This window comes from Streptomyces sp. NPDC102402, from assembly GCF_044765765.1.
Taxonomy (GTDB): domain Bacteria; phylum Actinomycetota; class Actinomycetes; order Streptomycetales; family Streptomycetaceae; genus Streptomyces.
The window spans coordinates 55,195-68,195 of the sequence record NZ_JBIWKR010000004.1 but is presented as its reverse complement, the minus strand read 5'-3'; the positions used below and the strand labels follow the sequence as shown (position 1 = coordinate 68,195).

11 protein-coding genes are annotated in these 13,001 nt (G+C 69.8%); 7 read left to right on the top strand and 4 right to left on the bottom strand.

What is annotated here, in order from left to right:
* The first annotated feature begins 207 nt into the window (after positions 1-207).
* Genes ACIRJR_RS14100 through ACIRJR_RS14075 form a run of 6 tightly spaced genes read left to right on the top strand, consistent with a single transcriptional unit; the run spans position 208 to position 7,353 of the window.
* The gene (locus ACIRJR_RS14100; RefSeq protein ID WP_403780304.1) at positions 208-1,245 is read left to right on the top strand and encodes an ABC transporter permease; all 1,038 of its coding nucleotides are present in this window, start codon (positions 208-210) and stop codon (positions 1,243-1,245) included.
* Positions 1,246-1,281: 36 nt separating this feature from the next.
* On the top strand, positions 1,282-3,018 hold the full coding sequence (locus tag ACIRJR_RS14095) for an ABC transporter substrate-binding protein (RefSeq protein ID WP_403778908.1): 1,737 nt from the start codon (positions 1,282-1,284) through the stop codon (positions 3,016-3,018).
* A gap of 2 nt (positions 3,019-3,020) precedes the next feature.
* Positions 3,021-4,022 (top strand): ABC transporter permease, encoded by a 1,002-nt coding sequence (locus ACIRJR_RS14090; protein ID WP_403778905.1) that lies wholly within the window; start codon positions 3,021-3,023, stop codon positions 4,020-4,022.
* Positions 4,022-5,077 (top strand): ABC transporter ATP-binding protein, encoded by a 1,056-nt coding sequence (locus tag ACIRJR_RS14085; RefSeq protein ID WP_403778902.1) that lies wholly within the window; start codon positions 4,022-4,024, stop codon positions 5,075-5,077. The genes ACIRJR_RS14090 and ACIRJR_RS14085 overlap by 1 nt, the downstream gene beginning before the upstream one ends.
* Positions 5,074-6,090: an ABC transporter ATP-binding protein gene (locus ACIRJR_RS14080; RefSeq protein WP_403778899.1), complete on the top strand. Its 1,017-nt coding sequence runs from the start codon at positions 5,074-5,076 to the stop codon at positions 6,088-6,090. The genes ACIRJR_RS14085 and ACIRJR_RS14080 overlap by 4 nt, the downstream gene beginning before the upstream one ends.
* Positions 6,091-6,135: 45 nt before the next feature.
* Positions 6,136-7,353 (top strand): amidohydrolase, encoded by a 1,218-nt coding sequence (locus ACIRJR_RS14075; protein ID WP_403778896.1) that lies wholly within the window; start codon positions 6,136-6,138, stop codon positions 7,351-7,353.
* A 453-nt stretch (positions 7,354-7,806) separates the two neighbouring features.
* Here ACIRJR_RS14075 and ACIRJR_RS14070 read toward each other — a convergent pair whose 3' ends face one another.
* The 4 genes from ACIRJR_RS14070 to ACIRJR_RS14055 all read right to left on the bottom strand — a co-directional run bounded on the left by ACIRJR_RS14070 (position 7,807) and on the right by ACIRJR_RS14055 (position 12,363).
* Entirely contained in the window at positions 7,807-10,203 is a 2,397-nt protein-coding gene (locus tag ACIRJR_RS14070) for an ATP-binding protein (protein ID WP_403778893.1), read from the bottom strand.
* Positions 10,200-10,622, bottom strand: a complete 423-nt coding sequence (locus ACIRJR_RS14065) for a hypothetical protein (RefSeq protein ID WP_403778890.1) — start codon at positions 10,620-10,622, stop codon at positions 10,200-10,202. The genes ACIRJR_RS14070 and ACIRJR_RS14065 overlap by 4 nt, the downstream gene beginning before the upstream one ends.
* Before the next feature lie 422 nt (positions 10,623-11,044).
* Complete coding sequence (locus ACIRJR_RS14060; RefSeq protein WP_403778887.1) at positions 11,045-11,770, bottom strand: MBL fold metallo-hydrolase; 726 nt, start codon at positions 11,768-11,770, stop codon at positions 11,045-11,047.
* Positions 11,771-11,835: 65 nt separating this feature from the next.
* Positions 11,836-12,363 carry an isochorismatase family protein gene (locus ACIRJR_RS14055; RefSeq protein ID WP_403778884.1) on the bottom strand — a complete coding sequence of 176 codons (528 nt, stop codon included), beginning with the start codon at positions 12,361-12,363 and terminating at the stop codon, positions 11,836-11,838.
* 67 nt (positions 12,364-12,430) lie between these two features.
* Here ACIRJR_RS14055 and ACIRJR_RS14050 point away from each other — a divergent pair, with 67 nt between their 5' ends.
* On the top strand, positions 12,431-12,883 hold the full coding sequence (locus tag ACIRJR_RS14050; RefSeq protein WP_403778881.1) for a MarR family winged helix-turn-helix transcriptional regulator: 453 nt from the start codon (positions 12,431-12,433) through the stop codon (positions 12,881-12,883).
* The last annotated feature ends 118 nt before the right edge of the window (positions 12,884-13,001 follow it).

The following is a 13,001-nucleotide window of genomic DNA, read 5'->3' as shown; positions in this document are numbered from 1 at the left end:
AGTTGGTATACCGAATCGGAAGAGCAGGCGGGTCGCTGCGACGACAGGAAGCCCTTCTCTGGCGAATTGCCCAGTTATCTGCACTGGTCGACTGCTTCGGTATACCGGAAACTGGTCACCTCTTTCGCGCCGGCGGCTTCCTGGTATACCGTCCGGTCAACCTTCCCCCGAGCGCCGAACGGATCTCCCGACGTGACGGATTCCCCTGTGCTGCCCGCGCGGCAGCCCTCCGACGCCGATGCCGGAGGCGTGCCCGGCTCCCCGCCACCCGCGGCGGCTTCGGCCCCGCCCGCCATCGCCGCCCGCTCCCTGCTCGGCACGGCATGGCTGCGCATCCGGCGCAGCAAGATCGCGCTCGCCGCGCTCGCCGTGGTGGTCCTCATGATCCTGTTCGCGGCGCTCGCCCCACTGCTCACCGCGATCGAAGGCCAGGACCCCTACACCACCCGCACCAGCCCGGACGTCCTCGACGACTACGGCACGCCAGGACTCCCGCTGTCCTACTACCGCTTCCCCTCCGCCGACCACTGGCTCGGCGTCGAACCGGGCCTCGGCCGCGACCTCTTCGCCCGCATGGCACACGGCGCTCAGGTCTCCCTGATCATCGCGCTGCTCGCGACCGCCGTCTCCGTCGTCCTGGGTACCGTGCTCGGCGCGGCCGCCGGCTACTTCGGCGGCAAGGTCGACATGGTGATCAGTCGGATCATGGACCTCTTCCTGGCCTTCCCGCACCTGCTGCTCGTGCTCTCACTCACGCCGATCCTGCAGTCCCGGCTCGGCGACACGGCGCTCGGCGACGGCAGCCTGCTGCCGATCGCCTCGCTCGTGATCATCCTCGGCTTCTTCGGCTGGGCCTATCTCGCACGCGTCGTCCGCGGCCAGGTGCTGTCCATCCGCGAGCAGGAGTTCGTCGAGGCGGCCCGCGCCTACGGGGCCTCGCACCGCTCGATCATCCTGCGCCAGATCGTCCCCAACGTCATGGGTGTCGTCCTCGTCTACGCCACGATGATGATCCCCACGAACATCACCGCCGAGGCCGCGCTCTCCTTCCTCGGCGTCGGTGTGAAAGACCCCACCCCGTCGTGGGGCCAGATGCTCAACGCCGCCCAGGCCGGCAACTGGTACCTGACCGACCCCTGGTTCCTCGCCGTCCCCGCCGGCGCCCTGGTGATCACGGTCCTCGCCTTCAACCTGCTCGGCGACGCCGTCCGCGACGCCCTCGACCCCAAGTCCTCCCGTGGCTGACCCCGGCCGGCACCACCAGGAAAACCAGGAGCACCAGTGAATCGACGCACCACAGCGGCGCTTGCCCTGGCGGCGGCGACCGGACTGACCCTCACCGCGTGCGGCGGCCCCAGGCCCGCACCCGGCTCGGGCTCCCGCGCTCCCGCCGACGCCTTCGAGGCCGTCAAGGTCGGCGAGGGCGACACGACCCGGGGCGGCAACGTCAACGTCCTGATGTCCACCGACTTTCAGACCCTCGACCCGGGCAACAGCAACTACGTCCAGACGGCCAACGTCGGCCAGCTCTACTACCGCACCCTCACCATGGCGAAGGAGGAGGCGGGCAAGCCCCCGAAGATCGTCCCCGACCTCGCCACCGACCTCGGCAAGGTGTCCAAGGACGGACTGACCTGGACATACACCCTGAAGAAAGGGCTCAAGTTCGAGGACGGCTCACCGATCACCGCCAAGGACGTCAAGTACGGCGTCGAGCGGACCTACGCCCGCGACGTCTACACACAGGCGCCGCAGGAACTGAACGCGGCCCTGTCCGACGACGGCTACAAGGGCCCCTACGCCAAGGGCTCCGCCGGTGACTTCAAGGGCATCGAGACGCCTGACGGCCGTACGGTCGTCTTCAGACTGAAGCAGCCCTTCGCCGAGTTCCCCGCACTCGTCTCGCGCTCCAACACCGCCCCCGTGCCCCGGGCGAAGGACACCAAGCTCGACTACACCAACCACCCGGTGTCCACCGGCCCGTACAAGATCAAGCACTACGACCGCGGCCGCTCCATGCAGCTTGTGCGCAACCCCGAATGGGACCCGGCGACCGACCCGAACCGCACCGCGCTGCCGGACACCTTCACCTTCAGCCTCTCCACCGCCCAGTCGACCATCAGCCAGCAACTCCTCGCCGACTCCGACGCGACAGCCCTCACCCTCGACAGCGCGGGCGGCCTCCAGGCGTCCGACGCGGCGAAACTCGACACGGCGAACGTCGCACGGCGCACCGCCTCCGGACTGATCGGCTGCACCGACGTCCTGGACTTCAACACCGAGTCCATCAAGGACCCGGCCGTCCGCGAGGCGATCGCCCTCGCCATCGACCGCAAGGCCATCCACCTCCAGTACGGCGGCGCCCGCTTCGGCAAGCTCACCCAGTCCTACATCAACCCCGACCAGCGCGGATACGTCACCCAGCACACGGCCCTCACCCCGTCCGGGCAGCCCCGGGTGGCGGCGGCCAGGAAGCTCCTCAAGGGCCGCGACTACCCCAAGAAGCTCGTCTACGGGTACGCCGACGCGACGCCCCGCTTCAAGAACATGGGCACCTCGCTCCAGCAGAACCTGAAGCAGATAGGCATCGACCTCGAACTGCGCGCCATCCCCGCCGCGAACTACTACACGACGCTCGCCGGCGAGAACATGCCGGACATCGCCCGCAGCGGCTGGTGCGGCGGCGCCGACAGCGGCTCGGTGCGCACGACCGTCGACCCGAACCTGGGCCCGAGCGTCGACGGCAAGTCCTTCGGCTTCTCCAACATCCCCCGCTACTACGACCCGGAGATCGCCCGCGCCATGTACGCACTGCGCGGCGAGAACGGAACGAGCGAGGACCTCGGCCGCAAGTGGGCGACGCTCTTCGACCGGGGCATGCAGGACTACCCGCTCGTCCCGCTGATCAGGAGCGTCACCCGCAGCGTCGTCGGATCCCGCATCCGCAACGCGCAGGTCGGCTACTTCTTCGGCTCCATCGACCTGTCGACCGTCTCGGTCGAGTCCAGGAAGGGGTGACCATGCCCGCCTTTCTGCTACGGCGTCTCGGCGCCACCGTCGTCCTGCTGATCGTCATCAGCTTCGTCACCTTCAGCCTGTTCCAGTTCGGGCCCGCCGACCCCGCCGCCGCGGCCTGCGGCCAGGAGTGCACGCCCGAACGCGTCGCCGAGGCGCGCGTCGCCCTCGGCATGGACAAGCCCTTCCTCACCCAGTACCTGACCTACATGTCCGGCCTGTTCCACGGGCGGACGATCGGCGCGGCCGGCGCGCAGTCGCTGTGCGAGTGGCCCTGCTTCGGCAAGTCCTTCCAGACGAACGAGGACGTCACCGCCGTACTGGAACGCGCCCTGCCGTACACGGTCTCCGTCTCCGTCGGAGCGATCGTCCTGTGGACAGTCGCCGGCGTCACCCTCGGCACGCTGGCCGCGCTGCGCAAGAACAAGCTCACCGACAAGGTGATCGTCGGCGCCGCCTCCATCGGCGTGTCCCTGCCGATCCCGGTCACCGGCCTGCTCCTGCTCCTCGTCTTCGTCTCGACGTTCGACCTGCTGCCGTTCACGACGAACGCCATCACCTCACCGTTCGGCCCCGCCGGGTTCGGCGGCTGGTCCCAGAACTATCTGCTGCCCTGGGTCGCGCTCGCCGTCCTGTTCAGCGCCCAGTACATCCGCGTCACCCGCAGCTCCATGCTGGAGACGCTCGGCGAGGACTTCATGCGCACCGCCCGCTCCAAGGGCCTGTCGAAAACCGTGATGGTCGTCCGGCACGGCGCCCGCGCCGGACTCACCCCCGTCGTCACCATGCTGGGCCTCGACATCGGCCTGCTGCTCGGCGGCGCGGTCCTCACCGAGCAGATCTTCTCCGTTCCCGGAGTCGGCTTCACCGCCGTACGGGCCGCGCAGGCCGGCGATCTGCCCGTGACCATGGCGATCACCCTGCTCGCCGCCTTCTTCATCATCGTCGCCAACGTCGTCGTCGACGCCGTCTACGCCGTCATCGACCCGCGAGTGAGGGCCGCCTGATGTCCACCCCCACCGAGCAACCCCTGCTCCGTATCAGCGACTTGCGCGTCGCCTTCCCCACCGACGACGGACTCGTGCACGCCGTCAACGGCATGGACCTCACCCTGAACCGGGGCGAGACCGTCGGCCTCGTCGGCGAGTCCGGCTCCGGCAAGACCGTCACCAGCCAGGCGCTGATGGGCCTCCTCAAGGAGAGCCGGGCACAGGTCACCGGCGAGATACTGCTCGACGGCACCGACCTCAACTCCCTGTCCGAGGAACGGATGCGGACCTGGCGTGGCAAGAAGATCGCCATGATCTTCCAGGACCCGCTCTCCGCGATGCACCCCTTCCACACCGTCGGCGCACAGATCGCCGAGGCGTACCGCGTCCACAACAAGGTGTCGCGCAAGGCCGCGCTCGCCGTCGCCGTCGACATGCTCGGCCGGGTCGGCATCCCCGACCCGAAGCGGCGGGCCGGCGCCTTCCCGCACGAGTTCTCCGGCGGCATGCGCCAGCGCGCGATGATCGCCATGGCGCTCGTCTGCGAACCCGAACTGCTCATCGCCGACGAGCCGACGACCGCTCTCGACGTCACCGTGCAGGCGCAGATCCTCGACCTGCTCGGCGAACTCCAGCAGGAGACCGGCACCGCCGTCCTCCTCGTCACCCACGACCTCGGCGTCGTCGCCGAGGTCTGCCACCATGTCGCCGTCATGTACGGCGGACAGTGCGTGGAGCGGGGCAGCGTGCGCGAGCTGTTCCGGGACCCGCGCCACCCCTACACCCAGGGCCTGCTCGCCTCCATGCCGACACTCGGCGACAACGCCGAGCGGCTGCGCCCCATCCCCGGCTTCCCGCCGTCGCTCACCGCACTGCCCACCGGGTGCCTCTTCGCCGACCGCTGCCCGCAGACCCACCTCGTGCCCGACGGGCTGTGCCACAGCGAGCGGCCGGCCTTCATCACGGCCGAGGCGGCCGACCATCCGTCCCGGTGCCACCAGGAGCATCACGCCGCCGCCGGGAGAACCACCGGGGACACCGTCGGCGACACCACCGAGGAGGCCGCGCGATGACCACCCCCGAGCAGACCCCGCTGCTTGAGGCCGAGGGCCTGACCAAGCACTTCCCGGGCAGGGGCGGCCTGATGGGCCGCGGCGGCGCCCCGATCAAGGCCGTCGACGGCGTCAGCTTCTCCGTCGGCGCGGGACAGACCCTCGGCATCGTCGGCGAGTCGGGGTGCGGAAAGTCCACCACCGGGCGGCTGCTGATGCGCCTCCTCGAACCCACCTCGGGCACCGTCCGCCTCGACGGCCGCGACATCGGCGCGATGAAGCGGGCCGAGGCGCAGGAGTACCGGCGCCAGGTCCAGATGGTGTTCCAGAACCCCACCTCGTCCCTCAATCCCAGGCAGACCGTCGGCGCCGCCATCGCCGCCCCGCTGCATGCCCAGGGCATCGACCCGGCCGGCGGGATCAAAACGCGCGTACGGGAACTGATGGACCGGGTGGGCCTGCGCCCCGACCACTACAACCGGTTCCCGCACGAGTTCTCCGGCGGGCAGAAGCAGCGCGTCGGCATCGCCCGCGCCCTCGCGCTCGAACCGCGCCTGATCATCTGCGACGAACCGGTCTCCGCCCTCGACGTCTCGGTCCAGGCGCAGGTCGTCAACCTCCTCCAGGACATCCAGGCCGACACCGGCGTCTCCTACCTCTTCATCGCCCACGACCTGTCCGTCGTACGGCACTTCGCCGACCGTGTCGCCGTCATGTACCTGGGCAAGGTCATGGAGAGTGGAGCGACCCGGGAAGTCTTCGACCACCCCCGCCACCCCTACACCCGGGCCCTGCTCTCCGCCGTGCCCCAGCCCGACCCGGACGCCGACCGGGGCCGCAGGATCCGGCTCAGCGGAGACCTGCCCACCCCGGCGAACCCGCCCTCCGGCTGCGTGTTCCGCACACGCTGCCCGCTGCGCCCCACCCTCGGCGAGGCCGAACAGGCGCGCTGTGCGGGGGAGGTGCCGCCGGTGGCGAGTGACGAACAACCCGCCTGCCACTTCGCCGACCGGGCCGTTGCCGCCCGCCACTGACCCGACACCCGCCGACTGACCGACAACGTAAGGAAGTTGCACCACATGCTCATCCGTGACGTCCGCCCCTGGGGCGGCGAGCGCAGCGACGTCCAGCTCGACGGCACCCGCATCGCCGCGATCCGCCCGCACGACCCGGCGGCCACGCCCGCCGCGGAGGACGTCGAGGGCCGCGGCCGCCTGCTCCTCCCGGCCTTCAGCGACGTCCATGTCCACCTGGACTCCACCCGCGTCGGCCTGCCGTTCCGCCCGCACACCGGCGGCCCCGGCGTGTGGGCGATGACGATGAACGACCGCGAGAACTGGCGCGACGCCGAGGTCGCCCTGCCCGAGCGGGTGGCCGGCACCCTGGAGCGCATGATCGCCCGCGGTACCACGCGGGTGCGCACGTACGCACAGGTCGACGTGGACTGCAAGCTGGAGAAGTTCGAGGCGGTCGTCGCCGCCAAGGAGAAGTTCGGGCACCTCGCCGACGTCCAGATCATGACCTTTCCGCAGGCCGGCATCCTGCGCGAGCCCGGCACCGCCGACTACCTGGAGGCCTCGCTGAAGGCGGGCGCCGACGTGATGGGCGGCATCGACCCCTGCACCCTGGACCGTGACCCCAAGGGCCACCTCGACGTGGTCTTCGGCCTTGCCGAGAAGTACGGCGTCGAGGTCGACATCCACCTGCACGAGCCCGGCGAGCTGGGCGTCTTCTCGACGGATCTGATCCTGGAGCGGGTGCGCGCGCTCGGTATGCAGGGCAAGGTCACCATGTCGCACGCCTACGAGCTCGGCTCGGTGAACGAATCCACCAGCCGTCGCCTCATCGAGGAGTTCGCGGAGCTCGACATCGCCATGGCCACCGTCGCCCCCGCGGGCCGCGGCCAACTCTCGCTCGTCCAGCTCACCGAGGCCGGCGTCCGCGTCGGCCTCGGCGAGGACGGCCAGCGCGACTACTGGAGCCCGTACGGCAACTGCGACCTGCTCGACCGCACCTGGCAGCTCGCCTTCACCAACAACTTCCGCCGCGACGACCACATCGAGATGTGCCTCGCGGTGGCGAGCATGGGCGGCGCCTCCATCATGAGCCACGACGTCCCGCGCCTCGCCGGGGTGACCGACCGGCCGGGCCTCGCGGTCGGCGACCGTGCCGATCTGCTCCTCGTCGACGGCGAGACGCCGAGCAGCGCCGTCATGGACCGCGGCACCGACCGTACGGTTTTGCACGACGGCCGGATCGTGGCGGACGGCCTCGAAGTGGTCACCGCCGCCAAGTAGGCGCCACCACCGTCATACACGGGTCATCACCGTCATGTGGGTGACGCGAGGTGCGGAGCGGGAACCCGGGATGCCCCCCGGGTTCCCGCTCCTGCCTGCTCGTAGGTGCGGGCGATCCTGCTCGTAGGGGGTGGTGACGTTGTTGGGGGCGGTGAGGGGTGGGAGGGCGCTGGTGGGCTTGGGGTGACTGCCCGGTGTGTCCGTGGGCGTGATTGTCGGGGACTTGTGGCGTGGCCGGGGCGGGGTGGGGCTGGTCCGGGCCGGATGTGCAGTGCTTCGACGGGGCCTTTTCGGCGGTGAGGCGGATACGGGCGGACGGTGGCGGGATTTCACGTGCTGTGTGTGCCACCCGCATGTGTCGTTGCGGTACCTGGCACGCGCGATGGAGCGATGCCCGGCGCGCCTGCCCGTGCTGCGGCCTCATGTGTGCCGGCGGGACGTGGACACCGGTGGTCACCGGTCTTCCCCGTCGTCGCCGCGGGGGTGGTCCACCACCTGGTCGGTGTTGCCCTCCCGCGTGCCGGGTGCAACTGGATCGCGGCCGATGGCAGGGTTCGCGCCGTCGGCCGCCGGCAAAGTCGCCAGCCCGGCGGAGCATGTCTCGATCCGGCTCAGTGCCTCCTCCACCGGTCGCAGGTCCGGCACAGCGGCCGCGATGAAGAAGTCCCGCGCTTTCAGCAGGTACGTCCGAGCCGCAGCCTTGTCACCGAGCGCGTGAACCGCGTGCCCCCAAGCCATCATGATCCGGGCCGCGTACTGGTTCGAACCGGAGTCCTCCATGACTGCCCACGCCGCCCGGGCCAGTTCTTGAGCCTCGAGCGCACGACCGGCCCGGGTCAGCGCTTCGGCCAGGTACACGCGACTCATCGCCAGTACCGGCGGATCGGGCAGACCTGCCGCCAGTTCGCATGCCTTTTCCAATGCCTCGACCGCCGAACCGATGTGACCGGCAGCCAGGTGTGCCGATCCCAGGAGCCGCTGGGCCAATGCCTCACTGCGGAAATGCCCCGCCCGGCGATCGAGATCTACCGCCTGCCGCAACGTGTCCGTCGCCTCGTCGAACCGGCCCATGGCCCGCGAGGCCATACCGATCAACTGGAGCGCCGCGGACTCGGCCAGGACATGCCCCGATGCCCGCGCGGCATCCAGTGCGGCCGTACCTTCCCGGCAGGCGTCCTGGGACCGCGCCAGGTTGTGGAAGGCAACCCCGCGCCGGTGGTGCATCCGTGACCTCGCCGCATCGTTACCGCACCTGGCGGCTGCTTCCACCCCCGTTCCGTAGGCGGTGATCCAGGCCTGATAGTGCTTGCGGTGCAGGAACAGCGCATACATGGCCTCGCACAGCTGCCAGACCAGCGAGTCCAACCCCTGCTCCGTAGCGGCCCGCAACACCGCCATCAGTTGGGGGAGTTCACCCTCAAGACAGTCCAGCGCCTCCACGCTGTTCGCGAAGGGCGCGTCCCCTTCCCGGACCCGCCCCCATGCCGGACCTACGTGCCACTCCCCGGGCATCACCGTGTGCTCGACCGCCACTGCCAAGGCCAGATAGTGCTCCGTGATCCGCTCCAGCACCGACCGGCTGACGCATGCGCCATCCGTTGCCGTCACGCAATTCTGGGCATGCAGCCGGACAAGATCATGGAAGCGGTAGCGGTCGGCCCCGCAGTCCTCCAGCACGTTGGCATCAACCAACGACTCCAGCACATCGGCGGCCTCGTGATCCGGCAGTTCCACCGCCGCTGCAGCCACCTCCAGACCGAAGCTGGGCCCCGGATGAAGGGACAACCGCCGGTAGGCACGGGCCTGCCGCGAAGTCAGGCCTTCATAGGAGACGTCGAACACGCTCGAGACCGACAACCCCTCCCTGAGCGACAGCGCCGCGAGTCGTTGCTGCTCATCGGCCAGCTCCCGCACCACACGTTTGACAGGCCAGTGGGGACGCGATGCGAGCCGGGCCCCCGCCACACACAGGGCGATCGGCAGCCGGCCGCACAACCTGGCCAGTTCCTCGAGCTGCTGTCTCTCGGTATCCCCTCTGGCCGCGCCGACCGTACGGCTGAGCAAGGCCGTCGCGTGTTCCTGCGACAGAACCGCAACCTCGACCAGCACACCGCCTTGCGCCAGCAAGCCGGGCACCCGCAGACGGCTCGTGACCATGACCATTGCGTTCGCGGATCCCGGTATCAGCGGCGCCACTTGTGCGGCGGACGCCACATTGTCGAGCAGTACCAACAAACGCGACTGCGCCGTCAACGACCGGAACAGTGAGGCCTGGTCCGCCGTCCCGACCGGCACGTTTCGGGGCGCGACGCCCAAGGCGCGAAGGAACCCGCGCAGGACTTGTTCAGCGGTTGCCGACGGTTCTGCGCGGAAGCCACCGAGATCCGCATACAGCTGGCCGTCCGGGAAGCGGTCCGCCACGCGGCGGCACCACCAGGAAGCCAGGGCGGTCTTTCCCGACCCTCCGGGTCCGCTGAGCACCACTGTCGCCGGAGCGCCTTCCCGACGCTCGTCCCAGGCCGCGTCGATCAGCGCGGCTTCGGCGCTCCGGTTGGTGAAATGCGCCGGAACTGGCGGCAGCTGACCGGGCACCACCCGTGGAGGCGACTCGGAGACATCTGGATCCAGACGCGGAGCGTGGTAGATGTGGGTCTGCCGGTTGTCGATGATCTGGCTGCCCCGGCCGACGGCGTTGTGGGAGGCGTCGCCTCCGGCGGCGATCCCACCGCTGCGGGCCGCTACTCGTACCTGCCGCTGGGGCACCCGCCGGTCGTCTGGGACCGTGTCGGGCAATGCAGCCGGTTCGGTCGCTTCGTCGTCCTTGCGGCGGCGTGGCCATCGGGGGGTCATCGGCGTTCGCTGCCGTCGCCGACTGCGTTGTCGGTGATGTTCCCGCCGGCGGCGATACCGTCCCTTCCGGCCTGAACGTCCGTGCCCTGACCACCCGCAGGTGCCGGCCCGGACGGTGTCGGGGACCCGATGACCTTCGACCGGTCGCCGATGGCGTTGCCGGTGATGTTCCCGCCGGCAGCGATCCCGCCCCTTCCGGCCCGTACCCGACGTCCACCGCTGCCGGTTCCGGGGCTGCGGAGGAGGGTCAGGACCGAGAGGACGAAAGCGGCGAGCCCGACGATCGCGCCGGTGACCCCGGCGGTCCGGTCGGCCATGTCCGGGTCCACCACCAGCGCCACGATCAGCCCTGCCGACACCACGCCCGCCACGACGGCGACCACCCATACGACGACGCGCGCCGCCCCCGAAGCTGCCACAGTTCTGCCCCCACAGTGGTGTCCGATGCCCCGTCAGGACGGGGTCTCGACGATACCGCTGCCGACCGCCGGCCGGCGGCGGCAAGCCGGGCCACGCGGGGCAGCAGGCCGGATGCGGGGCATGGGTGCGGGCGTTGTGGCGGGGTGTGACCCGGCTGTGGGGCGCGCCCTGCCCGGCGCGCCACCCTCTGCGCTTGGGGCGGCTCCGTCTGGAGGCGGTCGAGGCTGATGTCTTGCTCTTCGGCGAGACGGAGTGAGCATCGTCGTCGTTGCCGGCTCATGGCCGACGGGGGGACTCAGCAGCTGGCTGTCCTTGGTCGGGGAGTTCCGTACGGTCCGAGTCGGAGCAGAGCAGGGCCGTTGCCCCCGCACCCGGTACATGTCCTCCCGGGCGTCGCGTGGTTCACGCGTGGGTGCCGGGCTCAGGTGTGAGTGCTGGTCGAAGCCGACTGGACCATCCTGCTCACTTCCGCTGGTGAGGTGCGCCAAGGGGTGCCATGGCCGGGGAGCACCCAGGAGGCCGACAGCTCGGCGATTCGGGCGAGGGAGGTGAGTGCTTGTGCAGGGTTGTCGGTGAAGGGCGCCGGCTGAGGGCCTGTGCGCCCGGTGAGGACGTGCCGCGTGGTCAGCGCGTCGCCGACGAAGACGGCGTCGGCGAGTGGGACGTGCAGCGCCACGCTTCCGGGAGAGTGTCCCGGCATGCTTACGACGACGGGGCTTCCGGGCAGGTCCAGGATGTCGCCGTCGCCGATCTCGGTGGTCTCGCCGACGTAGCGGGGGCGCAGGCCGTTCTTTCGGATGGAGTAGCCGAGGAAGCCGAGGGCCGGGCCCAGGCGCATGGGGCCAATTGCGACCTTGGGTTTTTCTCCTGTGCGGGTGCGTACGGCATCGGCTGCGTGCACGAACACCGGCACGCCGTGGTTGGTTCGCAGGCGTTCCGCGAAGCCGATGTGGTCGGAGTCGCCGTGGGTCAGTACGAGGCCGCGGATGTCGTCGACCGACTTGCCCAAGGAGCGCAGTTCGCGCTGAAGGTCCCGCCAGTGGCCGGGCAGTCCGGCGTCGATGAGGGTGATGCCCTCGGAGGTGTCGATGAGGTAGCAGGCCACGAGATCGTTGCCGAGGCGGTGCAGATGGGGTGCGAGTTTCATGGGGCTCTCCTTCGGAGGCACGGACGGGGAGGGGGCGCTGCGGCCGGGGGCTGCGGCGGTGCTCGCTAGCCCGCCAGGTGGTGCAGCGCGGTGATGACGTTGCGGCCGGTGGGGGTGGTGAAGTCGCGCACCATGCCTGTGACGAGGCCGGCTACGGAGGTCACGGTGCCGCCTGCCTTCTCGATCTGACGGAGTGCCGCGTTCTCCGTGCGCTCCGACAGGCCGCCGCTCGCGTCGACCGGGACGATCACGTCGTAGCCGGCGGCCAGGGCGTCGAGTGCGGTGTGAAGGACCACGATCTCTGAGGTCACGCCGCAGATGACCAGCGTTCTGCGAGCGTGGGCGGCGATTGCCGCGCACCATGGCTGGTCATCCCAGCAGCATGGTCCGTCACGCACGAAGGCAGATGCGTCGGGAAGCTCGGCGATGACGCCGGGCCCGCCTGGGCGGGGTGCGACCGACACGGTGAACGGGATGTTCAGGGTCTGCGTGACCTGGCCGAGCACTCCGCTCGAGCGCCTGATGGTCGCGGGGCTGTTCGTGCCGCTCAGCGCCACGATGCTGTCCTGCAGGTCGGCGAAGACTATCTGCACAGTGCGATGATCAATCATGATTCTCGCCTCAAATCATTCAGTACGTGAATGGTTTGAGGAAGGTAGCATGCGATGTGTGAACCAAGTCAAGTGGACCGAGACCCTCAGCTTCCGGCTCGGCACCCTGGGCGCACTGGTCGCCGATCAATACGCCGAGGCACTGGACGCCCACGACCTGAAGCCCAAGCACGTCGGCCTCCTGGGAGTCCTCGACTCGGGACTGGCCGCCTCCCAGCTCGAGGTCGCGAAGCTGATGCGAGTGGCGCCCAGCCTCGTGGTGTCCCTTGCCGACCGCCTCGAGTCCATGGGTGCCATTGAGCGACTCCGCGACCCGACCGACCGCCGGCGCCAGATACTGAGCCTCACCGACAAGGGACGCGAACTCCTCGCGGACTGCACCGACAAAGCGCTCGTCCTCGACGCGAAACTCGCCGCCGAACTGAGCCCGCCCCAACAGGCCGCGCTCAGTGAGGCGCTCGGCCACTTGGCGGCGTCCTACGGGCTGCCCGTACGCGGATAGTCCCGGTCCGGCAACAGCGGCGCCAGTGCGCCCGGTCAACGCACAGTCCGCATGACCGCGGCGGAGCCACCGTTCCCCGCAGCCCCAAACCCTGCTCCTGAGCCACTCCGGCACCACC

What these genes read in the sequence shown, in the direction of transcription:
- ACIRJR_RS14090 (WP_403778905.1), top strand. Translation starts at nt 3,021, where the DNA reads ATGCCCGCCTTTCTGCTACGGCGTCTCGGCGCCACCGTCGTCCTGCTG.
- ACIRJR_RS14085 (WP_403778902.1), top strand. Translation starts at nt 4,022, where the DNA reads ATGTCCACCCCCACCGAGCAACCCCTGCTCCGTATCAGCGACTTGCGC.
- ACIRJR_RS14080 (WP_403778899.1), top strand. Translation starts at nt 5,074, where the DNA reads ATGACCACCCCCGAGCAGACCCCGCTGCTTGAGGCCGAGGGCCTGACC.
- ACIRJR_RS14075 (WP_403778896.1), top strand. Translation starts at nt 6,136, where the DNA reads ATGCTCATCCGTGACGTCCGCCCCTGGGGCGGCGAGCGCAGCGACGTC.
- ACIRJR_RS14070 (WP_403778893.1), bottom strand. Translation starts at nt 10,203, where the DNA reads ATGACCCCCCGATGGCCACGCCGCCGCAAGGACGACGAAGCGACCGAA.
- ACIRJR_RS14060 (WP_403778887.1), bottom strand. Translation starts at nt 11,770, where the DNA reads ATGAAACTCGCACCCCATCTGCACCGCCTCGGCAACGATCTCGTGGCC.
- ACIRJR_RS14050 (WP_403778881.1), top strand. Translation starts at nt 12,431, where the DNA reads ATGCGATGTGTGAACCAAGTCAAGTGGACCGAGACCCTCAGCTTCCGG.